The sequence below is a fragment of the Microbispora siamensis genome, assembly GCF_016863095.1.
Classification (GTDB): Bacteria; Actinomycetota; Actinomycetes; order Streptosporangiales; family Streptosporangiaceae; genus Microbispora; species Microbispora siamensis.
The window spans coordinates 113651-137640 of record NZ_BOOF01000006.1; the positions used below are offsets into that span (position 1 = coordinate 113651).

Annotated in this window: 20 protein-coding genes; 7 read left to right on the top strand and 13 right to left on the bottom strand. The window is 72.8% G+C overall.

Annotated features, from left to right (window positions below):
* Window positions 1-5: 5 nt before the first annotated feature.
* Both thrB and thrC read right to left on the bottom strand, forming a co-directional pair.
* The gene (gene thrB, locus Msi02_RS09050; RefSeq protein WP_079317147.1) at window positions 6-932 is read right to left on the bottom strand and encodes a homoserine kinase; all 927 of its coding nucleotides are present in this window, start codon (window positions 930-932) and stop codon (window positions 6-8) included.
* A gap of 43 nt (window positions 933-975) precedes the next feature.
* Window positions 976-2034, bottom strand: coding sequence for a threonine synthase (gene thrC / locus Msi02_RS09055; RefSeq protein ID WP_204047915.1), 1059 nt, complete (start codon window positions 2032-2034; stop codon window positions 976-978).
* Window positions 2035-2221: 187 nt separating this feature from the next.
* Between thrC and Msi02_RS09060 the strand changes: the two genes are divergently transcribed.
* The gene (locus Msi02_RS09060) at window positions 2222-3793 is read left to right on the top strand and encodes a glycosyltransferase family 2 protein (RefSeq protein ID WP_239108246.1); all 1572 of its coding nucleotides are present in this window, start codon (window positions 2222-2224) and stop codon (window positions 3791-3793) included.
* A gap of 76 nt (window positions 3794-3869) precedes the next feature.
* Here the strand turns inward: Msi02_RS09060 and Msi02_RS09065 are convergent, their stop codons facing one another.
* The 4 genes from Msi02_RS09065 to Msi02_RS09080 all read right to left on the bottom strand — a co-directional run bounded on the left by Msi02_RS09065 (window position 3870) and on the right by Msi02_RS09080 (window position 9156).
* Window positions 3870-5531 carry a glycosyltransferase family 2 protein gene (locus tag Msi02_RS09065; protein WP_204047916.1) on the bottom strand — a complete coding sequence of 554 codons (1662 nt, stop codon included), beginning with the start codon at window positions 5529-5531 and terminating at the stop codon, window positions 3870-3872.
* Window positions 5528-6643, bottom strand: coding sequence for a glycosyltransferase (locus Msi02_RS09070; RefSeq protein ID WP_239108247.1), 1116 nt, complete (start codon window positions 6641-6643; stop codon window positions 5528-5530). The genes Msi02_RS09065 and Msi02_RS09070 overlap by 4 nt, the downstream gene beginning before the upstream one ends.
* A 121-nt stretch (window positions 6644-6764) precedes the next feature.
* The gene (locus Msi02_RS09075; RefSeq protein WP_204047917.1) at window positions 6765-7592 is read right to left on the bottom strand and encodes a polysaccharide deacetylase family protein; all 828 of its coding nucleotides are present in this window, start codon (window positions 7590-7592) and stop codon (window positions 6765-6767) included.
* Between the two features lie 70 nt (window positions 7593-7662).
* On the bottom strand, window positions 7663-9156 hold the full coding sequence (locus Msi02_RS09080; protein WP_239108248.1) for a glycosyltransferase family 39 protein: 1494 nt from the start codon (window positions 9154-9156) through the stop codon (window positions 7663-7665).
* 224 nt (window positions 9157-9380) lie between these two features.
* On the opposite strand from Msi02_RS09080, the gene Msi02_RS09085 reads away from it, so the two are divergent.
* Window positions 9381-10364, top strand: a complete 984-nt coding sequence (locus Msi02_RS09085) for a hypothetical protein (RefSeq protein ID WP_204047919.1) — start codon at window positions 9381-9383, stop codon at window positions 10362-10364.
* Window positions 10358-10720, top strand: coding sequence for a GntR family transcriptional regulator (locus tag Msi02_RS09090; protein ID WP_079317135.1), 363 nt, complete (start codon window positions 10358-10360; stop codon window positions 10718-10720). The genes Msi02_RS09085 and Msi02_RS09090 overlap by 7 nt, the downstream gene beginning before the upstream one ends.
* Window positions 10721-10751: 31 nt before the next feature.
* On the opposite strand, the gene Msi02_RS09095 is transcribed toward Msi02_RS09090, so the two are convergent.
* On the bottom strand, window positions 10752-11774 hold the full coding sequence (locus Msi02_RS09095) for a hypothetical protein (RefSeq protein ID WP_239108249.1): 1023 nt from the start codon (window positions 11772-11774) through the stop codon (window positions 10752-10754).
* Window positions 11767-12366 (bottom strand): hypothetical protein, encoded by a 600-nt coding sequence (locus Msi02_RS09100; RefSeq protein ID WP_204047920.1) that lies wholly within the window; start codon window positions 12364-12366, stop codon window positions 11767-11769. Before Msi02_RS09100 ends, Msi02_RS09095 begins: the two co-directional genes overlap by 8 nt.
* 274 nt (window positions 12367-12640) lie before the next feature.
* On the opposite strand from Msi02_RS09100, the gene Msi02_RS09105 reads away from it, so the two are divergent.
* Together Msi02_RS09105 and Msi02_RS09110 are read left to right on the top strand one after the other, a co-directional pair.
* Window positions 12641-13231 (top strand): hypothetical protein, encoded by a 591-nt coding sequence (locus tag Msi02_RS09105; RefSeq protein WP_204047921.1) that lies wholly within the window; start codon window positions 12641-12643, stop codon window positions 13229-13231.
* A gap of 142 nt (window positions 13232-13373) precedes the next feature.
* Complete coding sequence (locus tag Msi02_RS09110) at window positions 13374-14504, top strand: Vgb family protein (protein WP_204047922.1); 1131 nt, start codon at window positions 13374-13376, stop codon at window positions 14502-14504.
* A gap of 75 nt (window positions 14505-14579) precedes the next feature.
* Here the strand turns inward: Msi02_RS09110 and Msi02_RS09115 are convergent, their stop codons facing one another.
* From Msi02_RS09115 to Msi02_RS09130, 4 genes are all read right to left on the bottom strand, one after another.
* Window positions 14580-15887, bottom strand: a complete 1308-nt coding sequence (locus Msi02_RS09115) for a homoserine dehydrogenase (protein WP_079317125.1) — start codon at window positions 15885-15887, stop codon at window positions 14580-14582.
* 42 nt (window positions 15888-15929) lie between these two features.
* The gene (gene lysA, locus Msi02_RS09120) at window positions 15930-17336 is read right to left on the bottom strand and encodes a diaminopimelate decarboxylase (protein ID WP_079317123.1); all 1407 of its coding nucleotides are present in this window, start codon (window positions 17334-17336) and stop codon (window positions 15930-15932) included.
* 128 nt (window positions 17337-17464) lie between these two features.
* Window positions 17465-18151, bottom strand: coding sequence for a DALR anticodon-binding domain-containing protein (locus tag Msi02_RS09125; RefSeq protein ID WP_204048000.1), 687 nt, complete (start codon window positions 18149-18151; stop codon window positions 17465-17467).
* Window positions 18152-18153: 2 nt separating this feature from the next.
* Window positions 18154-18822: a TetR/AcrR family transcriptional regulator gene (locus Msi02_RS09130; RefSeq protein WP_204047923.1), complete on the bottom strand. Its 669-nt coding sequence runs from the start codon at window positions 18820-18822 to the stop codon at window positions 18154-18156.
* Window positions 18823-18937: 115 nt separating this feature from the next.
* On the opposite strand from Msi02_RS09130, the gene Msi02_RS09135 reads away from it, so the two are divergent.
* On the top strand, window positions 18938-19867 hold the full coding sequence (locus tag Msi02_RS09135) for a zinc-binding dehydrogenase (protein ID WP_204047924.1): 930 nt from the start codon (window positions 18938-18940) through the stop codon (window positions 19865-19867).
* A 10-nt stretch (window positions 19868-19877) separates the two neighbouring features.
* On the opposite strand, the gene Msi02_RS09140 is transcribed toward Msi02_RS09135, so the two are convergent.
* Entirely contained in the window at window positions 19878-21899 is a 2022-nt protein-coding gene (locus Msi02_RS09140; protein WP_204047925.1) for a glycosyltransferase, read from the bottom strand.
* 262 nt (window positions 21900-22161) lie between these two features.
* Between Msi02_RS09140 and Msi02_RS09145 the strand changes: the two genes are divergently transcribed.
* Window positions 22162-23850, top strand: a complete 1689-nt coding sequence (locus Msi02_RS09145; RefSeq protein WP_204047926.1) for an asparagine synthetase B family protein — start codon at window positions 22162-22164, stop codon at window positions 23848-23850.
* The last annotated feature ends 140 nt before the right edge of the window (window positions 23851-23990 follow it).

A 23990-nucleotide genomic window follows, 5' to 3' on the forward strand; every position in this document is an offset into this window, starting at 1 on the left:
AAGCATCAGCGTGTCTCGGGAAACCGAACGTACGCACCAAGCGGGTCGACGTTCATTGGCTGGATGTGCCAGTCATTACCCACTTCTGGCGCGATCAAATCCTTGGTGTCCCGTGTCGTCAACGCGAGAACCGTCGGACCGGCCCCCGAGACGACGGCGGGCACCCCGGCCTCGCGGAGCCGTCGCACCAGTTCGGCGGTGCGGGGCATCGCGGGCGCGCGGTACCTCTGGTGCAGGCGGTCCTCGGTGGCGGCGAGCAGGAGATCCGGTTCCGGTCTCTGTGTCAGCGCCGCGACGAGCAGAGCCGCCCGCCCCGCGTTGGCCGCCGCGTCCGAATGCGGTACGTCCTTCGGCAGCAGCCCCCGAGCCTCCTCCGTGGACAACCGGAAATCCGGGATCAACGCCACCGGCCGGACGTCCTCGTGCGGAGTCAGTTTCACCATACTCGCCGCTCCGGACTGGTCCGTCCAGGCGATGGTGAGACCGCCCGCCAGGCACGGGGCCACGTTGTCGGGATGCCCCTCCAGCTCCGTGGCCAGCGCGAACACCTCGGCGTCCGGCAGGTCCCCCGCGCCCCGCGCGCGTACGAGGGCGCGGGCCGCGAGGATGCCGGCGCAGATCGCCGCCGACGACGAGCCGAGCCCCCGCGCGTGCGGAATCCGGTTGCGGCAGCGCAGCGCGATGCCGTCCGGCTGGGCGAATCCCATGCGGTCGAACGTCGCGCGCATGGTCCTGACGACGAGGTGGCCCTCGCCCTCGTCCAGCTCACCGGCACCCTGGCCCTCCACGGCGATCCGCACGCCGGGAGAGCCGGAGATCTCGGCCTCCACCTCGTCGTACAGGTCGAGCGCGAGACCGAGGCTGTCGAAACCGGGGCCGAGGTTGGCGCTCGTCGCCGGCACGCGGACGACGACGCCCTGACTGTCCGTCAATTCGTCACCTGAACCCTTTGATGGGCGGGAATGAGGGGGCCGGTCAGGCGAGTCCCAGCGCGGCCGCGGCGGCGTAGGCGTCGATCGGGATCGTCACGGGCGCCGGGGCGCCGGAGATGGCCCAGTCGGGGTCCTTCAGGCCGTTGCCGGTAACGGTGCACACGACCCGCTGCCCCGGCGTGAGCAGGCCCTGCTCGTGCGCCTGGAGCAGGCCGGCGACGCTCGCGGCGGAGGCGAGCTCGACGAACACGCCCTCCTCCTGCGCGAGCAGCTTGTACGCCGCGGCGATCTGGCGGTCGGTGACGGCCTGGATGTCGCCGCCGGACTCGTCGCGCGCGGCCTCGGCGAGCCGCCAGGAGGCGGGGTTGCCGATCCTGATCGCCGTGGCGATCGTCTGCGGGTGGGTCACGGGGCTGCCGCCGACCAGCGGCGCCGCGCCGCTCGCCTGGAATCCCAGCATTCGCGGCCGCTTGGTGGCCACGCCGTCGTCGGCGTACTCCTTGTAGCCCATCCAGTAGGCCGAGATGTTGCCGGCGTTGCCGACCGGGATGCAGTGGACGTCGGGCGCGTCGCCGAGCGCGTCGACGATCTCGAAGGCCGCCGTCTTCTGGCCCTGCAGGCGGTGCGGGTTCACGGAGTTGACCAGCGCGATCGGGTAGGTCTCCGCGAGCTTCCTGGTCATCTCCAGGCAGTCGTCGAACGAGCCCTCGACCTGCAGCAGCTTGGCGCCGTGCACCAGCGCCTGGGCGAGCTTGCCCATCGCGATCTTCCCGCGGGGCACGAGGACGGCGCAGGTCAGCCCGGCCCGTACGGCGTAGGCGGCGGCCGAGGCGCTGGTGTTGCCGGTGGACGCGCAGATGACCGCCTGGGCGCCCTCCTCGACGGCCTTGCTGATCGCGACGGTCATGCCGCGGTCCTTGAAGCTGCCGGTCGGGTTGAGGCCCTCGACCTTGAGATGGACGTCACAGCCCGTGATCTGGGACACCCGCTTGGCCGGGACGAGCGGCGTGCCGCCCTCGAGCAGGGTCACCACGGGCGTCGTCGTGGAGACCGGCAGACGGTCGCGGTACTCCTCGATCAGGCCACGCCAAGCCCTGAACATTGGTCGCTCCTCCCACGCGCGCATACGCGTGTCACCAGGGGTATCGGTCACCGAGTCTACGGCCAACCGTTTGACGTGCGGACTTCGTTGTCCACCAAATGGACATATTGGGCGCCACCTTAGGGAACTGTCAGCGGGTTTCGCTACTGTGGAGCGGCCCTTTGACCATCGCTGTAGAGGACGAGGATTGGCCCACCTGACGGGCGTGGAGCCCCGGCCGAGAATTCGCCACAACGACTACTCTCCGCTCACGCCGCCGCCCATCGGCGGCTGGACGCCCACGCTCAGCGCGAGTGTCGTCATCCCCGCGCACGGCGGACAGCACCGCCTCGATCTGACGCTGGCCGCACTGGCCGCGCAGACCTATCCCGCGCACCTCACCGAGGTGATCGTGGTGGACGACCGCAGCGACCCTCCGCTGCGCCTGCCCGATCTGCGGCCGGACAACACCCGCGTCGTCGTGGTCCCGCCCGGCGGATGGGGCGCCGGGCATGCGATGAACGCCGGCATCGCGGCGGCCGAGGGCGAGATCGTGCAGCGTCTCGACGCCGACATGGTGATCTCGCGGGAGCATCTGGAGGCGCTGTTCCGCTGGCACCACCTCACCGACTACCTCGTCACGATCGGCGGCAAGAAGTTCGCCGAGGAGCCGGCCCTCACTCCCGCGCAGGTCCACGAGGCCGTACGGCACGGCTCTCCCGAGGACCTGTTCGGCCCGTCGGCGCTGGTGTCCAGCTCGACCGAGGAGACCATCCGCCGCCTCGACGGCCTGCGGGCCAGCAAGAACCCCTACCAGGTGTGCACCGGTCCGACGGTCTCCCTGCGGCGGGCCCTGCTCGACGAGGTCCGGGGCTTCGATCCCGAGGTGGTGCGCGGCCAGGACACCGAGTTCGCCTACCGGCTCGCGCAGGCGGGGGCGGTGTTCGTCCCCGACATGGAGGCCCGCGCCGTGCATCTCGGCCTGCCCGCCCAGCGCGGTGAGCACGGCAAGTCGATCGTCCGTCTCGTCGAGGCCCATCTGGCCCACCGGGTCCCGCTCCGCCGCGACCTGCGCAAGGAGCCCGGCCGGCGCTGGCTCGTGCCGTACGTCGAGGTCGTCTTCGACGTGACGGGGGCGGACGAGCGGCGGATCGTCGCGGCGGTCGACGCGGTGCTGCGCGGCACGCTCACCGACGTCGCGGTGACGCTGGCCGGCCCCTGGTCGCCGCTGGAAGGCGGACGCAGGTGGGCGCCGGGGACCGAGGCGTTCGACCTCGCCCTGGTCAGGGCGGCGTTCGGGCACGACGCGCGCGTGCGGTTCGCGGAACAGGCGGCGCCGACCGCCGCGCCCGTCCCCTTCCGCTACACGGCGCCCGTCGACGCCCCTCCGGCTCCGGCGCTGCTCGAGCGAGCGGTCAAGGCGATGCTGGAGGAGCGGATCGGCCTGCTGATCCTGGACCTGCCCGGCGGGGGCACGGCCACCCTGGAGCGGACCGAGGCCGTCGCGCGTGCCCGCCGCCTCACCGCGCCGGGCGAGGACCCGGCCGACGTGATCGCGCAGACCCACGGCGTGCGGCACGCCGCGGCGAGCGAGTTCGAGGAGCTTCCCAAGGCTCCGGCGAGACCGGCCGCCCCCGCCGCGCCGCAGGGCGGCCGTAACCCGGACGTCGCACAAACCCCGGAACCGGCCACCGCGCGAACGCCGAAACCGGCCGCGGCGCAGGCCCCGGAGCCGGAGGCCGCGCCGCCGCGCCGCCGCGGCCTGTTCCGCCGCTCCTGACCATCCGACGGCCGGCCCCCGTCCCGCGACTCCTGTCGCGCGACGGCGGGCCCGGCCGGTCAGGTCTTCTTGCCCGTCAGGTCTTCTTGAACGTGAAGGGCCGGGTGATGCCCCGGGCGATGCCACGCAGGCCCCGGGCGCGATGCAGCGCCGAGACCTGACCGCGCAGCACCGAGACCTGCCGCCGCAGGGTGCCGATCTCCCGGCGGAACTCGACGGCGGACTTGCGCCACCGCGCCGCCTCGTCGCGCCATCTGGTCACCTGCCCGCGCAGCCGCTCGACCTCCTTGGTCAGCCGCTCGACCTCGGCCTGCGCCTGCACCCGCTTGCGATAGGCGGTGCGCGGATTCATGTAGGCCGGGGCGTCCGCGGCGGCCCGGAAGCCGAAGGTCTCGCCGTCGACCCAGTACGTGCCGAACATCTCGTCCACGGCGTCGTCGAGGTCCTCGCCCTCCTCCGCGACGAGGACGGCGCGGGAGAACGCCTCGGTGCGTTCCAGGCGGGCGGCGGTGACGCCTTCCGCGTCCTCGGCCAGGAGCACGCTCACCAGTCCGAGCTCCCGACCGCGCAGCACCTCGATCAGCCGGCCGAGGCTGTCCTCCTCCGGCACCCAGCCGGGCGGGATGCGCAGGCGGTACGGCGAGTGGGTGTCGGATGCCGCCGTGGCCAGCCGCACCCGGCCCTCGTGGGTGTAGTGGGCCCGCAGCAGCACGAGATCGAGACGCGGGTCCTTGAGCGGCGCGCGCTGCTCGGGCGCGAGCTCGTCCCACGGGCCGGTCAGCACCACGGCGAGGTCGGTCACCGTGCCGGCCAGCACGCCGTCCACGGTGGCCCTGACGTCGTCGTACGATCCCGCGGTGGCGTCCACGAGGACCTCCACCTGCGGGACCTTCCACTGCCGTGAGGGATGGGTGCGCAGCCACCGGTAGCCGGGGACCCGGTCGGTGACCAGGGCGTGACTGACCCGGCTGACCGGCGCGCTGTCGCGCATGCGCATGGACGGGCCGAGGTGGTAGGCCCTGGCCCGCGGGTCGGGGATGAAGACCGCGCCCGCCTGCGCGAGCCGGTAGCCCATCTCGGTGTCCTGGCCGAGGATCATGTCGGGGTCCATCGGCCCGGCCCGCTCGAACAGCCGGGCGGAGACCGACGACGCGCCGCCGATGTGGATGCTGAACGGCCGCGGCGAGTGGACCAGCCCGTCCGACCGCCGCACCAGGTCCTCGATCCAGGTGTGCGGCTCCGCCGGCTCGAAGAGCTTCGCCAGGTCGTCCGTTCCCGCGACGTCCGCGGGGTCGGGCAGCGGGGCGGTGGTGAAGCGCAGGTAGGAGGTGACCGACAGATAGGGCGCGAGGTGGTGCCAGCGCATGTGCGCCTCCACCTCCTCCGGTTCTGGGACGACGTCGGAGTCCATCCAGTGGATGACGTCGCCCGTCGCGGCGGCCAGCCCGGTGTTGCGCGCCCTGGCCCGGCCCGGCGCCGCGCACACCAGCAGCCGCGTGTCGCGGGGCCGGATCTCCGGCAGGCGCAGCGGCGGCTCGCTGCCGTTGTCGACCACGATCACTTCGAGCAGGTCGACCGGGTACGTCTGCCTGGCCAGCCCGGCGAGCGTGAGGTCGAGCTTGGCCTGGTTGGCGTACGCGGGGATGACCACGCTGACCCGCAGGCGGGGCGTCCACGACGACCCGATGGCGGGCGGCTGGAGGACGGTGTAGTCGTTTCCTCTGATGCGTGGCGTCATGGCGCTTCCAGAATCACACTCGGGCGAAAACCGCGCCATTGGTTCGCGGCGACTCGCAGGAAGTGGGCAAGAGGAAGGTTCCAGGTGTGGTCGGCGCTGACCGATCGCCGCAGGACGTAGCCCAGGCCGTGGGTGCGGTAGACGCGGCCGCCTGCCGCCTCGACCGCGTGCAGGAGGTGCGCGTCCTCCCCGCGGTCCAGTGGCCCGAAGCCGCCGACCTGCTCGAAGATCTCACGGCCGAGCAGGATCGTGCCACCCGCGACGTGGTCGGCCCACACCTCGCTGCTGTAGTCGACGCGGCGGATCGTCGCGTGGAGGGGCTGGAGGTAGAAGAACTCCGGCGCGGTCCCGACCAGCTCCGCCCCGGAATAGGCCATGGCCAGCAGCAGGTCGGCCAGGTGCTCGGGGCCGTACCAGTCGTCGTCGTCCCATTTGGCGACGATGCCGGTGGACGCCCGTGCCGCCGCCATGTTGAGCACCGTCCCGAGCGGCGCGCCCGGCTCGGCCTCGATCACCGTGATCGGGTGGGGGAACTCCTCGACCGCCTCGCGCACCCGCGCGGCCGGGAACCCGTGCAGGGCGACGACCGCCTCCAGGCCGACGCCGCGCTGGCGGGCGAGCTGCCGCAGCGCGTGGCCCACGTAGTGGGGCCGCCGCGTGGCCATGACGACGGTCACCGGGGCGAGGCCGGTGCCGACGCCCCCGGCCCGCAGCGCGTGCCTGCGCAGGCGCACGCTGTGCTCTTCCCTGCGCAGGTCGGCGACCGACTCGGGGGTGCCGTCGCCGGCCTCGGGAGTCCAGGCCGCGGCCAGGCCGGCGAGCACGGGATCGGCCTCGCGCACCCACCTCGGCGGGTCGTCGCAGGTGAGCGGCACCCCCGCGGCGGCCAGGGCGGTGACCGTGTCCAGTGCCCCGGCGTCGGGCTCCTCCGGCCACTCCACGCGAAGCCCGCGCAGCGGCCGGAGGGCGGCGACGTCGGCGGCCTGCGGGGGGACGGCCAGCGGCCGGCCTCCCACCGCCCACCGGCCGTCGCTCCAGGACAGCGCCGCGGTCTCCTCGGTGGGGCTGCGTGTGAAACCGTACGGCGAGCACATGCCGGTCGTCACCGTCACGGTGTCCCTCCCGCGCGTCCGTTTTACAGGCTGGTGAACTTCTATCAGCCGAACCTTGTGAATCCCTGTGACCGTCGTGGTCAACCTGACCACTCGCTGTGACCCGGCGCGACAGGCGGGATCACGACACGGGCGACACGTCCCCGCCGACGACGTCGCCCATCGTCTTCACCTCGATCTTCTTGGCTTTCCGCTGCTGGGCCAGCCAGTCGACGAAGGCCTCGAACTCCTTGGGCACCGTCGCGTACTGGTCCCGCGGGTCGTTCTTTATCTCGTGGAAGACGAAGGTCACCATGCCCGGGTCGTCCTCCCGCTGCGCGCGGGTGACGAACTCCCGCAGCGTGCGGGCCGTACGCGGCAGGCGGGTCTGGCTCGTGGCGCGCACGGCGGCGGGGTCCGCGGGCGGGATCGTCTCGGTGACCGGGCAGGCGCGGCAGCTGTCCGGCCGGTACAGGCCGTTGATGTCGCGGGCGCTGTTGTAGCCGCAGCTCATCGCGATCCGCTCGCCCGACTCGTCGAAGTCACCGAACGGGTAGGCGAACGAGCGCACGGCGAAGCCCATCTTCAGCAGCGCCCGCCTGTCGTCGCAGATCTCCGTCTGCTGCGTGGCGTCGAACGTCTGTGACAGATGCGGATGGTGAAGGGTGTGGCCGCCGATCTCGTGGCCCTCCTTCGCGATGGCACGCAGCGCGGCCACGCTCAGGAAGCCGCGCCTGCCGAGGCGGCCGCTGTTGACGTAGAAGGTGCCCTTGAGGCCGCGCCTGCTCAGCATTCCGGCGACGGCGAGGTGGTCGGCCGTGCCGTCGTCGAAGGTGAGGACCACGGTCGGCACCCCGGCCGCCCGCGCGGAGACCGAGCCGGCCGCCGCCGCGGCCGGGTGCTGGAGTGCCGCGATCGACGCCGCGGTTAGGAGACAGGCCGGCAGAAGTCTCTTCACCGTAAGTCGCATGAAGAGAGACTTTACTCAGAATTGGCAATTACTCTTGCGGGCGATGTCCAACCGTGATGAAACGGTCCATTCACCCCTTGCCGCGGACGCGCTCGAACAGCGCGACGGTCAGGCCCGGCAGCTCGGCGGAGTGCCAGGCCGTCGAGAGGCGGTATCCGGCCGCACGGACGGCGGCCACTTTGGGGATCTTCTTTCCCGTCAGCCCGGCCTGCTTCGTCCCGCGCCAGACCACCCAGACCCGGCGGTGCCCGGCCAGGGCCTCGGCGAGGTCGTTCCGCTCCACGTACTCGAAGGCCGGGCCCTGCCCCCTGAGAAGCACGTCCTCGGGGAGGCCCTCGCGGCCGTAGTAGACGAAGCCGGTGCGCAGCCGGCTCTGGCCGTACACGATGGCGTCGCCGGAGCGCTCCCGCGCCCGGATCACGCCGACCGCGCCGGGGAAGTCGTCGTAGTGGCCGTTGCGCTGCCGGTAGTCGGCCTGCGCGGGCGCCCCCAGCAGCGCCACGACCAGTACGACGGGCACGCAGACCAGCGCGAAGGGCACGGGAGCCAGGCGGACCGAGGCCAGGGCCACGCCTCCCGCCAGGGCCAGGGCGGGCGCCGTGACGAACACGTAACGGTCCACGTAGGCCGGGGTCACCAGTGCGTCGATCACGAGCAGCAGCACCGGCGGGAGGACGAGCCAGCCGCCCACGAGGACGCCCCAGGGAACCGACCTGCGCAGCAGGATCACCACGCCCACGACGGCGATAGCGAACAGCGGCGGCCCGGCGAGGTCGGAGCCCGCCGCGTGCTTGGGGAACTTCAGCAGCACGTCGGGCCCGTGCGGCTGGATCCAGCTGATCGCGTGGCGCTCGCCCCAGCCCACCAGGGCGAGCACCGCGAGGGGAACGCACCCCACCGCCGTCGCGGGAACGATCCTGGTCAGGAACGTACGGCGGGGCAGGGCGAGCAGGGCGGCCAGGAACTGGGCCGGAAGCACAAGAACCGAGAACAGATGCGTGCAGCCCAGCAGCGCCACCGACGCCGCGTACCACCGGACCTGTCTCCAGCCGACGGACCCTGTGGGCGCCTCGGCCACCCGGTGCAGCGCCCAGGCGGAGACGACGGCCGCCGCCGCCGCGAACGCGTACGGCCGGGCGTTCGCGCCGTGGTAGGACACCGACGGCAGGACGGCGAACAGCGCCGCGGCCAGCACGCCCGCGCGTGGACCGGCGAGCCTGCGGCCGAGGTCGGCCAGGAAGCCCGCCGCCACACCGGCCGCGAGGGCCGAGGGCAGGCGCAGCCACCACTCGGCCTCCCCCAGCCATGACCAGGCGTGGATGAGCAGGTAGTAGGGCAGGAAGTGGCCGTCGATCTGCTGCACGAGCCCCCACAGCCCGCTCAGCGGCCGGGCCACCGCGGCGCTGTAGGTCGCCACCTCGTCGGCCGACAGCGACGCCGTGGTGCCGGAGATGGCGACACAGGTGGTCAGCAGGCCCGCGAGCAGCGGCGTCCAGCGGGGCCAGTCCTTCGCGCCGGCATCCGTCCCCTGGCCGGACGTCCGGACCGCCTCGCCCGTAACCACGCTTCCCCCCACAGAACTGATCATTCGACCACACCAAGGACATCGAACACGCACGGACACGCGGATCGGCGGGGCGTTATCCGATCGAGTCGTTGCCCCACGGGCCTCACGAAGCCCCCCCGTTCCGGACATGCCGGGCTCCACCGTACAGAGATCTCAGTGGGGACTCCTCGCGGAACTGTTTGATTGTTATAGTGACATGCAAACAGTATGGGAGGTGGCTCGTGTACGACTCCCCCCTGCACGACGCCGGGCGGCCCGGCCGGCCGCGCCGCCTGGCCCTGACCGTCGCGCCGCCGCTTCTCACCCTCCTCTTGCTCCTGCTACTCTTCGCCGTCTTCCGGGACCGGCTGCCCGGCCGGGCCTACGTCTCCGATTGGGAGCCGCGGTACGCGCCTGGATGGGGTCAGTGGCTGAGGTCGGCCGCTCTCTCCATAGGGGTCTTCGAGGTGGTGTTCCTCGCCGCGTTCACGCACTACTGGCGCTGGCCGGAGCTGCAGCGCTGGTTGGTCACGTGCTCCGTCGCCATGAGCGTTTCGATGGCGGCGGGTAATGCTGTCGCGCTGACGGCATTGATCGACTCCGCCGGACCCACCGCCCCGCCGGCGTGGGAGGTTCCGGCCGAAATCGCCCTCACCGTTCTCGGAGGCGCCGCGGGCTGGTGGCTGACGGGTCCCCTGCCGCCCGCGCCCGGCGCGCGCACCGCACCGCCCCCGGGAGTGCCCCTGCTGCCGCTCGCGCCGGCCCAGCGGGCCGTCTACGCCGTGTCCGCCTGGTACCCGCGCTCGCTCCTGCAGGGGGCGGTGATGCTCGCCTTCGGCTGGTTCGGACTCTTCAACCTCTCACGCTCCTGGCAGGGGGCAACGCTGATGGCGCTGATGGGGCTCATCGCGGTCCTCTCGGCGCGCACCCGGCTCCGCGTGGACGGCAGGGGCGTCGAGGTGAGCCTGCCCTGGCTCGGCGGCCTGCGGCGGGTCGTGCCATACGACACGGTGCTCTTCGCCTCTGTGCTGCCGGAGGCGTCCGGCAGGGGGCTCGGCATGATCGGCAGTAGCAGGGGGTGGGGATACGTCAGCGGCCGCGGTCCGGTGCTGGCCCTCCGGCTCACCGACGGCCGGGAGTTCCTGTACTCGACCCGGGACGCCGATACGGCCGCCGCACTGGTGAACGCGTCCCTCGCCCGTGCCAGGGGTGCCGCCGGGTGCTGATCGTCGTCGACCCCTCCTCGGCTCAGCCCCTGGCCGACCAGGTGGCGGCCTCGGTGCGCGCGGCGGTCGCCAGGGGCGCGGCGGTCCCCGGCGACAAGCTGCCCTCGGCACGGGCCGTCGCCGCGGCGCTCGGCATCAACCTGCACACCGTGCTTCGCGGCTACCAGCAACTGCGCGACGAGGGCCTGGTCGAGCTGCGCAGGGGGCGCGCGGCGACGATCACAGAGCTCGCCGCCGAGGGCGGCCGCCTGCGCCTGCGCGAGGCCGCCGAGGAGTTCGCCGGCGCCGTACGGCACCTCGGGGCCTCCGAGGAGGAGGCCCTCGACGCGGTCCGCAGAGCTCTGGGTCGCGTCTGACGGCGTCCCCGACGCCGGGAGGCCGGTTCGGTCAGGCGGCTTCGCCGTCCAGGGGGCGGCGGCGGAACCGGCGCAGGTTCACGACCAGGAGGGCCGCGGCGGCGACGGCCGCCACGGCGCAGGCGGCGAGGACCGGCACGCTGGGGCCGTCCTCCGCCGCCGCCCGTTCTCCGGCCGCCGGGAAGGTGATCGTCCCGGTGGCCGTACGGCTGACGCGGCCGCTGCGCAGGGTGAGCCGGAACTTCCAGGGCCCGGCGGGCAGGTCGTCGCCCAGCAACACGGTCACCTGACCGTGGCCGCCGGGAGGCAGCGTGGTGGCGCGGGTGCTGCGGAACGGCCCGGCGCTGAGCGCGCTCGGTCCCTCCGACAGCCGCACCTCGCCCTCCAGGTCGACGGCGCGCTCCCCCGTGTTGCCGACCTCGGCCACCAGGCGCGGCCGCCCGTCGTCGGTGCGCCCGGCGGCCACCTCGCCGATCCGGAAGCTCGTCGGCGGTTCGCCGCCCGGGCCCACGTCAAGGTAGGTGCGGACGCCCACCCGGTTGACGAGCGCGACGTTGCCCGACGGGCCGGGCGAGGCCGAGGCGATCTCCGCCCAGATGACGGCGTAGCGCTCGCCCTTGGAAGCCGTGGGCGGCACCGCGACGGTGGCCGTCACCGGGACGCGGCCGTGCGGCGGCAGGTCCACCGCCGTCCGGTCGAGCGTGATCCAGGAGGTCAGCTCGTTGGCGGTACGCGCGGGGGCGAACGTGAAGCCCTCGTCGCCGACCCGGGCCGCGGCGGGATACACGTTCACGTGCTGCCGTCGCGGCGAGGTGCTGAAGACCTCGAGACGCCGGGTGAAGGTGGTGCCGGGATTCACGTGGTCGACGATGAACGCGTGCGAGCGCGGATCGTCCAGGCGGTTCTCGGGGATCTCCAGCAGCCGGATGCCGAACCTCTCCGGGCGGCGCCGCTGCGCGTCGCCTGCGGCCGCCGACGGCGCGGCGGCCATCACCTGCAGCACGATCGCGAGCAGGCCGGAGGCGACGACCCTGCGGGCTGAACGGTCAGGCAACGGAGTGGTTCACCGTGCCGGTGTAGGTGCCCGCCACGGCCTGGGCGGGGACGTTGACGACGATGGTCGGGTCCCAGGTGGCGGAGTTGTCGCCGGAGCCGCTCGTCTTGCTGAACGCGGTGCGCGACACGTTCAGCGACTGGGCGTCCGCGGCGGTCGCCTGTCCCGGACTGAAGTTGGCGGCGGTACCGCCGGTGTACGTCCCAGTGCCGGACCAGTAGAGGACCGCGGTGTTGGGCACGGTCTCGGCGGGGGTGCCGCCGCCGGTGGTGAAGCCCCCCGCGGCAGCGGACACCGTGGCCACCCACGTCGCGGTGAGCGCGGCGCGCTGGTCGGACACCGTGACCGGACCCAGCGCGCCGCTGATCTGGCCTCCCGGCGCGCCGCTGCCGATGTTCACGGGACCGTCGGGCACGTTGATCGTCAGGCCGTCGGGGGCGTTGACGGTGAAGGTGACCGTCGTGGGGCAGGTGGTCGACGCCGGGCAGGTGGCCGCTCCGGCGGGCGACGCCGTCGACACGAACGTAAGCGCCGCTACCAGCGCCAGTCCTGCGACACCCGCCGACGGCGCGGCGACACTCCTCTTGCCCATCTGCCGATCTCCTCCGTCGTTGCGAGGCCCCGTCCGGGCCGCGGTCGGTGACATCCTGGCCGGTCCGGGGCGTACGGCAGGGTTCTTCCGCCGGTGTCTGGAGACCCTTTGTGATCAGATGACGACCGGCGGAGACGCGCGGCCCGATGTCCACGGTTACGGCTGATCTCGGCGTGGCGACGACCGGGACGCCTCTTCGGCGCCCTAACCTGCCGTGGGTCGTTCACAGGCGCGCGGCGGCGGAACGACGGCACGGCGACGAGGAAGGCCACACATGCGGCGGTTCGGTGCGATCGTGACGGCGGCGCTGGCCGCGTCGATCGCTGCGCCGGCCGTGCTGCCCGCCACCTCGTGCCTCGCTCGGGTCGAGGCTGCCGCGGGCGACGACGCCCGGGGAGACAGGACCGGCTCGGGAAGGGCACTGGTCCCCCTGCGGGCCGACCCGCTGACGATCACCGTGCCCGGCTCGGTGAACCTCGGCAGCGGCGCACGAGGCGGCACGATCAGCGCCTCAATGGGCACGGTGACCGTGTCCGACTCCAGGGGAGGAATCCCTTCCTGGACGGCGACGGTGTCCGCCACGAACTTCACCACCGGCAGCGGCACACCCACGCAGACGATCACGACGGCGAACGTCTTCTACTGGTCGGGGCCGGTCACCGCGTCGTCCGGCGTGGGCACCCGCAACCCGGGTCAGCCCACCGCGGCCAACCGGGTGGCCCTCGCCTCGCCGGTCACCGCGTTCAGCGGGCGCAAGCAGGCGACGCCGATGTCCACGAGCTGGCAGCCCACCCTGGTCATCACCATCCCGTCCAACGCCACCGCCGGTGTCTACACCGGGACCATCACCCACTCGGTCGCCTGACCGATCCGTACAGGTCTCGTGACCCGCCACGGACGCGGCGGATCGGCGGCCGGCCAGGCGGGTCGGAAATAGTGAGGCCGCCGGCCCGGCGGCTCGGCTTCCGGCCCGGCTTCTCGTGTCGCTCCTCAGCCGAAGGGATGCCATGCCACGCTTCTCACGACACCTCCGCCGCCCGCTCGCGGCGATGGCGCTGGCCCTGGCGACGGCCGCGCCCCTGTTCACCGGCCTGCCCGCCGACGCCGCAGGGCCGGGCGAGCGCCCGAAGCCGCCGCCGCCGTGGGTGCGGATCTGCCAGAAGCTGAAGCGGATGCCGGAGCACCGGCACATGCGGTGTCCCGTCCACCCACCGCGCCCGCTCGTCGGGTCGTCCGGCTCCGGCCACGCGGCACGGGTCCCCACGGTCTCGGAGATGGACACCCCGACCCCTACGTCCGGCCCCATCGGCATCACCTCGGGTCCCGACGGAGCGCTGTGGTTCACCGAGAACTACGCCGGCAACATCGGACGCGTCACCACCGGCGGCGACTTCACCGAATACGCCGTGCCGACCGACGACGCCGAGCCCGGGCACATCACCACCGGGCCGGACGGCGCCCTGTGGTTCACGGAGGCGACCGGCGACAAGATCGGGCGGATCACCACCTCCGGTGTCGTCACCGAGTACGCGCTGCCCGACGCGGGGTCCTACCCCTGGGGCATCACCGCGGGCCCCGACGGCGCCCTGTGGTTCGTCGAGACGATCGGCAACAAGGTCGGCCGGATCACCACCTCGGGGACCATCACGGAGTACGCCCTGCCGACCGCCGACGCCTACCCGATGCGGATCACGTCCGGTCCCGACGGCAACCTGTGGTTCACCGAATCGTTCGCCGGCAAGATCGGCCAGATCACCCCGGACGGGGACATCACCGAGTTCGCCATCCCCTCCTCAGGGGCGACGCCCATAGGGATCACCACCGGGCCCGACGGCAACCTGTGGTACTCCGACGCCAACGGGAAGGTCGGCTCCGTCACCACGGACGGCGACTTCACCGAGTACTCACTCGACGACTCCAACGCCTTCCCCTGGGGCATCACCAGCGGTTCCGACGGCAGGCTGTGGGTGACCGAGCAACTCGGCAACGCCGCGGCCAGCGTCACCACCTCGGGAATCATCATCGAGTACAACATGCCGACCACCCTCGCCGGGCCCTTCGACATCACCAGCGGGCCCGACGACAACGTCTGGCTCACCGAGAACTACGTCGGCCAGATCGCGAAGATCACCCTTTGAAACCGGCGGCAGGCGGCGACAGGCACTCCCGGGTGCGGCACCCGGGAGTGCCTTCGATGTCGGACAAAGCCGCCGTCAGGGCGTGTCGTCGCCCTCGACCCGCATGACGCTCGCGACCGCGCGGACGATGTTCAGGTCGCGCAGGTCCTTTATCGTGCCCGACAGGGCGGCGTCGCTGGCCCGGTGGGTCACCAGCACGAGCTGGGCGTCGTCGCCGCGGCCCTCCTGTCGCACTGTCTGGATCGACACGTCGTGGCCGGCGAAGATCTCGGCCACCCGGGCGAGCACGCCGGGCTTGTCCGCCACGTCCAGCGACACGTGGTAGCGGGTGACGCTGTCGCCCATCGGGTGGACCTTGAGGTCGGCGTACGTCGACTCCTCCGGCCCGCGGGTGCCGGCGAGGCGGTTGCGCGCCACGGCGACGATGTCGCCCAGCACGGCGCTGGCGGTGGGCGCGCCGCCCGCGCCCGCGCCGTAGAACATTAGCCGCCCGGCCGACTCGGCCTCCACGAAGACGGCGTTGTACGCCTCGCGCACCCCGGCCAGCGGGTGCGACCTCGGGATCATGGCGGGGTGCACCCGGACCCCGACGGACCGGCCGTCGTCGGAGCGGGCGCAGATGGCCAGCAGCTTGATGACGTACCCCATGCCCTTGGCCGAGGCTACGTCGGCCGCGGTGATCTCCGTGATGCCCTCGCGGTGCACGTCGGCGGCCGTCACCCGGCTGTGGAAGGCGATGCCGGCCAGGATCGCCGCCTTGGCCGCGGCGTCGAAGCCTTCGACGTCGGCCGTGGGGTCCGCCTCCGCGTACCCGAGCGCCTGGGCCTCCTCCAGGGCGTCGTTGAACGAGGCGCCGGTGGAGTCCATCTTGTCGAGGATGTAGTTGGTGGTGCCGTTGACGATGCCCAGCACGCGGCGCACCCGGTCGCCGGCCAGCGACTCGCGCAGCGGGCGCAGCAGCGGGATCGCCCCGGCGACGCTCGCCTCGAAGTACAGGTCGGCGCCGTTCTCGCGGGCGGCCCGGTGGATCGTCGCGCCGTCCTCGGCCAGCAGCGCCTTGTTGGCGCTCACCACGGACTTGCCGTGCGCCATGGCGGCGAGGATCAGCGACCTGGCGGGCTCGATGCCGCCGATCACCTCGACGACGATGTCCACGTCGTCACGGGTGACCAGGGCCTCCGCGTCGGTCGTGAGCAGGGCGGGGTCCACATCGGCGTCCCGCTTGCGCCCCAGCCTGCGCACGGCGACGCCGGCCAGCTCGAGCGGGGCGCCGACACGGGCGGCCAGGTCGTCGGCCTGTTCGCGGAGCAAACGCACGACCTGCGACCCGACGACACCGCAGCCCAGCAGCGCGACCCTGAGCGCCGGTTTGGCTTTACTCACGACCCCTCCTCGCTTCGCCGCCGGACTGTCCGGGACGGCCGCTCACAGCTGCCCCCTGAGCAGGTCGTCCTCGGTCTCTCTGCGGATGATGACCCGCGCCTGGCCGTTGGACACCGCGACGACGGCGGGCTTGGGCAGATAGTTGTAGTTGTTGGCCAGCGACCGGCAGTAGGCGCCGGTGCCGGCGACGGCGATCAGGTCGCCGGGGGCCAGGTCGCCCGGCAGGTACAGGTCGCGCACGACCATGTCGCCGCTCTCACAGTGCTTGCCGACCAGGCGTGACAGCATCGGCGCCGCCTGGCTCACGCGGGAGGCGAGCACGGCCGTGTACTCGGCGCCGTAGAGGGCGGTGCGGATGTTGTCGCTCATGCCGCCGTCGACGCTCACGTAGGTGCGCAGACCCTCCACGTCCTTGACCGTACCGGCCTCGTACAGGGTCACGCCGGACACTCCGGCGATCGAGCGGCCCGGCTCGACCGTGAGGCGCGGCACCGGCAGTCCGGCCGACTCGCACACCTTCGTGACGATCTCCCGCAGGCCGTCCGCGATGACCTTGACGTCCAGGGTCTCGTCGCCCACGACGTACGGAATGCCGTATCCGCCGCCGAGGTCCAGCTCGGGGAGCACGACGTCGTGCTCCTCCTTGATCTCGACCAGCAGCCGGGCCAGGCGGCGGGCCGCGACCTCGAAACCGCCGGTGTCGGTGATCTGCGACCCGATGTGGGAGTGCAGGCCGACCAGTTCGAGCTGCGGCAGCGCGAGGATGCGCCGCACCGCCTCGGCGGCGGCGCCGCTGCTCAGCGACAGGCCGAACTTCTGGTCGTCGTGAGCGGTCGCGATGAACTCGTGGGTGTGCGCCTCGACGCCCACGGTCACCCGGATCATCACCTTCGGCCGCACGCCGTGCTCGTCGGCGAGGAAGCCGAGGCGGGCGATCTCCTCGAACGAGTCGACCACGATGTGGCCCACGCCGACCTGGACGGCCTTCTCCAGCTCGGCGAGCGACTTGTTGTTGCCGTGCAGCGTGATCCGCTCGGGCGGGAAGCCCACGCTGAGCGCCACGGCGAGCTCACCGGCGCTGCACACGTCGAGGCCGAGGCCCTCCTGGTCGATCCAGCGGGCGACCTCACGGCACAGGAACGCCTTGGCGGCGTAGTGGACCTCGCCGTCGTGGAAGGCGGACCGGTACTCACGGCAGCGTGAGCGGAAGTCCTCCTCGTCGATGACGTACAGAGGCGTGCCGAACTCCTTCGCCAGGTCACGCACGTCGATTCCGCCGATCGTGACGGCTCCGTCGGCCCGGCCGGACGTTCGCGGCCAGATGGCCGGTTCGAGCGCGTTGAGGTCGGCGGGCACCTGCCGCGGACGCTCCTCGGGGTGTCCGGCGGTCACGGCGACGATCGATGAAGCGGCGTGCAGGTCGCCGGCGGGGTGGGCGAATCGACTCACCCGAACGAGGCTAGCCGACCCTGCGATTCACTCGCGCCCGCTGTTCACCCTGCGAGACGGCCCGGACGGAAGATATTCAGATCCGCAGGTCATCGGCGACAGTACTTTCCGCCATCCGCTGGTTTTGTTCAGATTTTGCCGGGCGGGGCGACACCCAGCTCCGCCAGTCCCTCGCCGAGCACCCGGCGCACCGCCTCCCCCATCCGCACCCGGGCCGCGTGGACCTCCGACGGCGGCTCGTCGCCCCTGGGGATCGGGGACGCGTGCTCAACGGCGGCGTGGTAGACCTCGGCCAGCCGTTCGAGGTACGCCGCCCATCCCGGATCGCGGCTGTCCCTCCTGCTCGGCAGTTCGGCCAGGACCCGCAGCACGGCCCGGTCGCACGGGCCGTCGAGGAGGCCGGACCGCGCCGCCGCGCCGGTCGGCACGCCGAGGTCGCGCGCCCACCGCTGTACGGCTCCCGCCCGCACGTACGCGTACCGCACGGCGAAACCGGGGTTGTCCCAGGTGCGCGGGAAATCGGGCCACGGCGCCGTGGAGCCCGTTCTCCGAGGGGGCGCGGCGAGCGGGGCGGCCAGGATGTCCTGGACGATCTCTCCCGGCGCGGCGATCTCGACGACCAGGAATCCGTTCGGCCGGACGTCCACGTGCCGCACCCCGGGCACTTCGCGTAGCCGTACGGCCAGCCGCTCCGCCGCCTCGGCCGGGGGCTCCGCCGTCCCCCGCAGCGCGGCGGTGGAGACGAACCGCGCCTCCCGCTCCCACGACCCCTGCGGCACGGGCGGCGCGCCGAGGACCTCACGCAGCGCCTCCATGATCACGGCGCGCCCGGGCCGTCCTTGGGCGCGGCGGTCAGCGTGAGGCACCCGGGGATCGCGGCGAACGCCTCCCGCAGGCACTCGGCCAGATCCGCGGCCCCGGGCTCGCCCGGCATGGACGTCCAGGACTCCAGAGCGGCGTGCCAGGCCGCGATGAGCATGTCGAGCACGAGTCTCGCCCGCAGGTCGTCCGCGCCGCCCAGATCGAAACGGCGGCGCAGGATCGCGAGCGCCTCACGGGTGGTGCGCTCGCAGAAGTGCAGGCCGTACGCCCCCACCGAGGGAATCCGCGCGGCCAGCCGCTCGCCGAGCCGGACCTGGCGCGCCCATCCGTCGTCGGTCATCCGTGCGACGGCGACGAGCAGGCAGTCCTGCGCCAGCGCGATGACGGGGCGCCCGGCGCCGGGCTCGCACCGCTCCAGTTCGTCGAGGAACGTCGCCCACATGTCCTGGGCGGGCGTCAGCGCGACGTCTTCCTTGCTGCCGAAGTTGCGGAAGAAGGTGCGCTTGGAGACCTCCACGGCCGCGCACAGGTCGTCGAGGGTCGTCGCCTCGAAACCCCGCTCGGTGAACAGTTCCAGGGCCGCGTCGACCAGCGCCCGGCGGGTGCGCAGCTTCTTGCGCTCACGCAGCGGGAGCTCGTCGGCCGGAACGGCGGTGGTGGTCATCGCGGCCAGTCTAGCCTCGCCGCAAAGTGCCGCTTGATGGCAAATGCCACCGAGTGACATAGTGGGCCGCGCAGCGCTTCTGCCACCGAGTGGCACTTTCGGGAAGGGACGACTCATGCGCGCTCTGCTCGTCGACAGGTCCGCGCCCGCCGGCCTGCGGCTCGGCGAGGCTCCGGACCCCGAGCCCGCCCCGCATCAGGCGCTGGTCCGGGTGACCGCGACCTCGCTCAACTACGGCGAGGTCAGGTTCGGCATCGAGAACGCCTCCGACGGCGCCGTACCGGGATGGGACGCGGCCGGGGTGGTCGAACGGGCCGCCGCCGACGGGTCCGGCCCCGCCGCGGGAACCCCCGTGGTGACGCTCGGCGTCGACGGCGCGTGGGCGGAGTACCGGGCCGTGGACACCTCTCACATCGGCACGCTTCCGGAGAACGCCGACCTCGGCGCGATCAGCACGATCCCGGTGGCCGCCGGCAGCGCGCTGCGCGCCCTGCACCGGCTCGGCCCCATCCTCGGCAGGAGGGTGCTGGTCACCGGCGCCACCGGCGGGGTCGGCAGGTACGCCGTGCAGCTGGCCCGGCTCGGCGGGGCCCACGTGATCGCGTCCACCGGCGATCCCGGGGCGCACGGCGACGGCCTGCGGGCACTCGGCGCGCACGAGGTGGTCGACCGGCCGTCCGCCCTCGGCGGCCCGGTGCACGGCGTGCTCGACATGGTGGGCGGGCCCACCCTCGTGGAGGCGTACGACAGGCTAACCGAGGGCGGCACCCTGGTGGCCGTGGGACATGTGACCGGCGAGCCGGAGACCTTCCCGTTCGGCGCGTTCTTCGGCGACCAGGCCCGTCATGACCGTTCGGTGGTCACGTTCTTCCTGCTCGCCTGCGGCGGGCTTGCTCCCGACCTCACCTGGCTCGCCGGGCAGGTCGCGTCCGGCCGTCTCGATCCGGGGATCTCCTGGCGCGGCGGCTGGGAGAAGGCGCAGGAGGCGGTGGCGCTCCTGCTCGGCCGCCGCCTCCACGGCAAGGCCGTGCTCGACCTCGGGTGAGGCCGGTGGGCTAGAACAGGGCGAGAGGCTCGGCGGGGACGTATCCCTCCATGCGCGCCGAGCCGAGCAGCGAACCCTCCGCCGAGTCGCGGACGCAGACGTAGGAGTAGCGGTCGGCCGAGTAGACCCGCACCCCGTCCGTACGGCACTGCCGCATCAGGACCTCGCCCCACTCCTCGGAGACGTCGGCGAAGCCGAGGCCGGTAAGGACCTGGCGGCGGCCCAGGACGGTGCCGCCGGCCACCTCCGGCAGGAACCGGTGCTCGGCCCCCGGCTGGCGCAGCAGGGTCGCGCCGGTTCCCGGCAGGTGGGCGTAGAACGACGCCTTCCCCAGCACCTCGGCGTCCGTGGAGGCGAAGTGCCGGACGAGGTCGGCCAGGTAGTGCTCGCCGTACAGGTCCCTGGCGTCGAGCACGGCCACGTAGTCGCCGTCGGCGAGCCTGATCGCGCGGTCGAGGGCGGCGCCCCGGGTGACCGGCTCCTCGGTGGCGCGAACCACGACGTCGAGGTCCGGGCACGCCTGGCGGACCGTCTTGTCCACCAGGCCCGCGTCCAGGCCGTCGGCCACGATCACGATCTGGCCGGGCCGTTCGATCTGACGGGTGACCTGGGCGAGCAGGCGGTCCAGCTCGGCCGGGTCGGACACGGCGGTGATCGCGGTGATCACGCCGCTGCCCCGTACGCTCGGCACGCCGAGGGTGTCGAGGATCGGGTCGAGCAGCGGGGTGACGCTCGTGCGGGCCCGCCAGGCGAGGTGGGCCTCCCTGTCCAGCCGTCCGGCGTCGGCCATGAGGATCTCGGCCGCCGCGAGGATCTCCTCGCCCTTGGCCCCGGCCCGCACCTGGAGCACCGGGGTGCCGCAGGCCGCGACCTCCCCTATCACCCTCGGCTCGGCGTCGGCGCCCGCGATCACCAGGGCCGGCTGCCGGTAGGCCGTCAGCACGTCGTCGTACGCCGTGGGGTCGTCGCCCTGCCCGGCCAGTGGCTGCCAGGCCGCACCGCCGGCCGGAGGGGTGACCGTGCCGAGGGTGACGATCTCCCCGGTCCTGCCGCCCTCGGCGGGGATGGGGTTATGCACGCGGGGCTGGATCGCGTGCGGGAGCACGCCGACCCGGTCGTGCCGCAGCGCCGAGCGCCACTCGCGGGCCCGGGCCTCGGTGGTGGCCAGCACGTACTCGAAGTGCTCGGCCGCCGGCACCGCTCGCGACACCGCGCCGCCCGAGTGCCAGAAGACCGTCTTGACCCCCCGCTTGTGGCAGGCCGCCACCAGGTCGCGCAGCGCCCGCGTCTCCCCTGCCAGCGCCTCCAGCCAGCGCCCGCCGTTGCCCTGCCGGGGGCCGGGCCGTACGGACTCGACGAACAGCACGTGCGGCCGCTGCTGGTCGAGCATGGCCTCCCAGTTGTCCGGGCCGAAGTTGGTCACCAGCCGCCACTCGTACCGCAGCAGCGCCTCGGTCTGCCGGTCCACGATCGCGGCGACCGTCATGTACGGCCTGGCCGTCGGGCCCTTGGGGACCACGAACGACTCGGCGAGCGGCGCGGAGACCTGCGGGGCCTTGGGCTCGGGTGCGGCGGGAGCCGCCTTCACCTCGGGGACGGCGGGGACCTCGGGCTTGAAGTCCGAGCGCTTGGGCGCGGGGCGCTTCCTGACCGGCGCCTTGAGTGTCCTGGCCACCGTGCCGGGCTTCTTGCTGTGGATCGCGTCGCCGAGTTTGATCCACCGGCTCTCCTGGAGCGAGGCGAGCTTCCAGTTGGCGACCTCGGTCTGGTACTTCTGCTCCGCGAGTTGCTTGGCGAGCTGCGCGTTCTGCCGCTCGACCGTCTTCAGCCGCGCCTCGGCCTCACGCATCCTGGTCAGGGCCTCGGCCTCCGAGCGCGCCACCTCCTCCAGCCGCCGCTGGTAGTCGGTGATCAGCCGGGCGAGCTCCGCCGCGCCGGAGGCTCGCTCCACCGCCTCCGCCAGCGCCTGCCGCAGCGCCGCCGGGTCGCTCCGCTCGGGCTGTCCGGCTGCCGGCTCGCTTACCTCGCTCATAGGGGGTGACTCCGCGGTAGACCTTCAGGACCAGAGTCACAATATTCGCAGAACGCCCTGATCGCTCTCAGCCAGAGCCGAGACCTCGTCCACCTCGTCAGTCACATCCCCCGCTGACCGACACCCTGCCACTCCGCGACCAGATCGCCACGAGACCAGCGACCAGGCACCCCCGAAGTCGCCTTCGTCGACTCGGACATCGCCGCCCCTTGGGCGGCCGGGAGGTCCGTAGACTCGGCTGCGGTTCAAGGGAGGGCAAACCGTGCGCAAGGGTGAGTGGCCGCGATTCCAGGCCAGGCCGTACGTCTGCGGGGCCGTCGGGCCCTTCGAGCAGGCAACGCTCGACCTGCTGGCGCGGTCGGGCCCCGCCGTCCAGGCCGTGCACACCGCACCGGAGGCCGCGCTGCTCGCGTCGGCCCCCCTGGCGCCGTACGCCACGGGAGCCCGGGCGACCGCGTACGCGTGGGGCGGCCTGCGGCCGGAGACCGGGGGCGAGCCCCAGGCGAACGCGTGGCTGCGGGTCGCGGAGACGTACGAGACCCCGGGCCTGGTGGACGAGCCCGACACGGTGAGCCTGCACACGGGCGGTCTCGGCCTGGTCGACGTCTACTACCTCCAGGACGGCGACGCCGTCTACTTCTCCTCGCTGATCGAGCCGCTCCTCGCGCTGGCCCGGCGGCCGTACGAGGTGAACTGGGAGGCGTGGGCGGCGATCCTCACGCTGACCTACCCGCTGCTCGAGGACACGCCGTATCGCCAGATCCGGCGCCTGCCCGGCGCGACCGCGCTGACCTGGTCGCGGCGCGAGCGCAGGCTGCGGGCCGACCGGCGGGCCCCGCGCTGGGTGCGGGAGGAGCCCGTGGACCGGGGCGTGACGGGTCACGACCTGGTCGCGCTGCTGCACGACGCGCTCAAGCCGTACGAGCGGGTGCTGGTGCCGGTGAGCGGCGGGTACGACTCGCGGCTGCTGGCCAGCGTGGCGGTGGCCAGGAAGATGGACGTCGAGTCGTGGACCACCAGCCCCGACGACGGGCTGGACAACGACATCGACTTCGCCCGCTACATCACCCGCGAGCTGGGCATCCCGCATCGGATCATGCCGCAGGACCCGGCCGCCTACCCGCAGGAGGCGCTGTGGGCGGCCCGGCGCCTGGAGTTCCTCACCAGCCACCACGCGTGGTACTCCCCCTTCGCCCGTGAGGTGCACGGCGCGGGCCGGGCGCTGGTGGACGGCCTGGCGGGCGGCCCGCTGATGAAGAACTTCCTGATCACGGCGGACGCCGTCGGGGCGGGGACGGGCGCGACCCGCCGCGAGGCGCTGCTCAAGGCGCTGGCGACCGGCGACGCCCACATCCCCGTGCTCGGCGAGGCCGCCGCCGCGTGGATGGACGACCGGGTCCGTACGGCGTTCACCCGGGCGACCTCCATGCTGCACGGGCACCGGGCGGAGCTGCCGTTGAGCGTGCTCCACACCCGGACCGTGCGGGGCATCGCCCGGTCCCCGGTCAACCTCGTCGGCCCCGAGGCGACCCCGGTCTTCCCGTTCCTGCACCCGGAGTTCTTCGACGCGGCGCTGTCGGTGCCGGTCGCCCGCAAGGAGGGCGGCAGGTTCTACCGGGAGGTCCTGCGGGCCGCCAACCCCCGGGTGGCGGCGCTGCCCTCGACCAACACCCCGCTGATGCCGAACCGCCGGGTGCCGCTGCGCTCGAACGGGCCGGTCGCCCGCGAGTGGAACCACCGGATGCTGGTCAGGGCCGCGGAGATCCCCGGGCTGATGTCGCCCCAGATGCTGGACGCGATCGCCGGCGGGCCCGACGCGCTGACCGCCTTCGGGTCGTGGAACTCGCGGTTCTGGCTGCGCGCCCTGGTGGCGTTCGGGGCCTGGCTGGCCGACTACGAGGACGTGCTCGGCGACCTCACCCCGCCCTGGCCTGCGCCGTCGGGCGGGTGACCCGCACAGTTCTGGGGCGCGTCTGTGCGGTAGCAGTACGTGATCACCTGAAAACAGGTAAAAACTGCATGTCAGACCGGCGTCAGCCTTTTCGGTCAGGCCACTTCTAGTGGTAGTTTTGGTCAAATAGAGCCAAACAT

Excerpts from the sequence above, each read along its gene's own strand:
- thrC (WP_204047915.1), bottom strand. The coding sequence starts at position 2,034 with ATGTTCAGGGCTTGGCGTGGCCTGATCGAGGAGTACCGCGACCGTCTG.
- Msi02_RS09130 (WP_204047923.1), bottom strand. The coding sequence starts at position 18,822 with ATGACCACCACCGCCGTTCCGGCCGACGAGCTCCCGCTGCGTGAGCGC.
- Msi02_RS09105 (WP_204047921.1), top strand. The coding sequence starts at position 12,641 with ATGCGGCGGTTCGGTGCGATCGTGACGGCGGCGCTGGCCGCGTCGATC.
- Msi02_RS09065 (WP_204047916.1), bottom strand. The coding sequence starts at position 5,531 with ATGACGCCACGCATCAGAGGAAACGACTACACCGTCCTCCAGCCGCCC.
- Msi02_RS09125 (WP_204048000.1), bottom strand. The coding sequence starts at position 18,151 with ATGGAGGCGCTGCGTGAGGTCCTCGGCGCGCCGCCCGTGCCGCAGGGG.
- Msi02_RS09140 (WP_204047925.1), bottom strand. The coding sequence starts at position 21,899 with ATGAGCGAGGTAAGCGAGCCGGCAGCCGGACAGCCCGAGCGGAGCGAC.
- Msi02_RS09110 (WP_204047922.1), top strand. The coding sequence starts at position 13,374 with ATGCCACGCTTCTCACGACACCTCCGCCGCCCGCTCGCGGCGATGGCG.
- Msi02_RS09100 (WP_204047920.1), bottom strand. The coding sequence starts at position 12,366 with ATGGGCAAGAGGAGTGTCGCCGCGCCGTCGGCGGGTGTCGCAGGACTG.
- Msi02_RS09135 (WP_204047924.1), top strand. The coding sequence starts at position 18,938 with ATGCGCGCTCTGCTCGTCGACAGGTCCGCGCCCGCCGGCCTGCGGCTC.
- Msi02_RS09075 (WP_204047917.1), bottom strand. The coding sequence starts at position 7,592 with ATGCGACTTACGGTGAAGAGACTTCTGCCGGCCTGTCTCCTAACCGCG.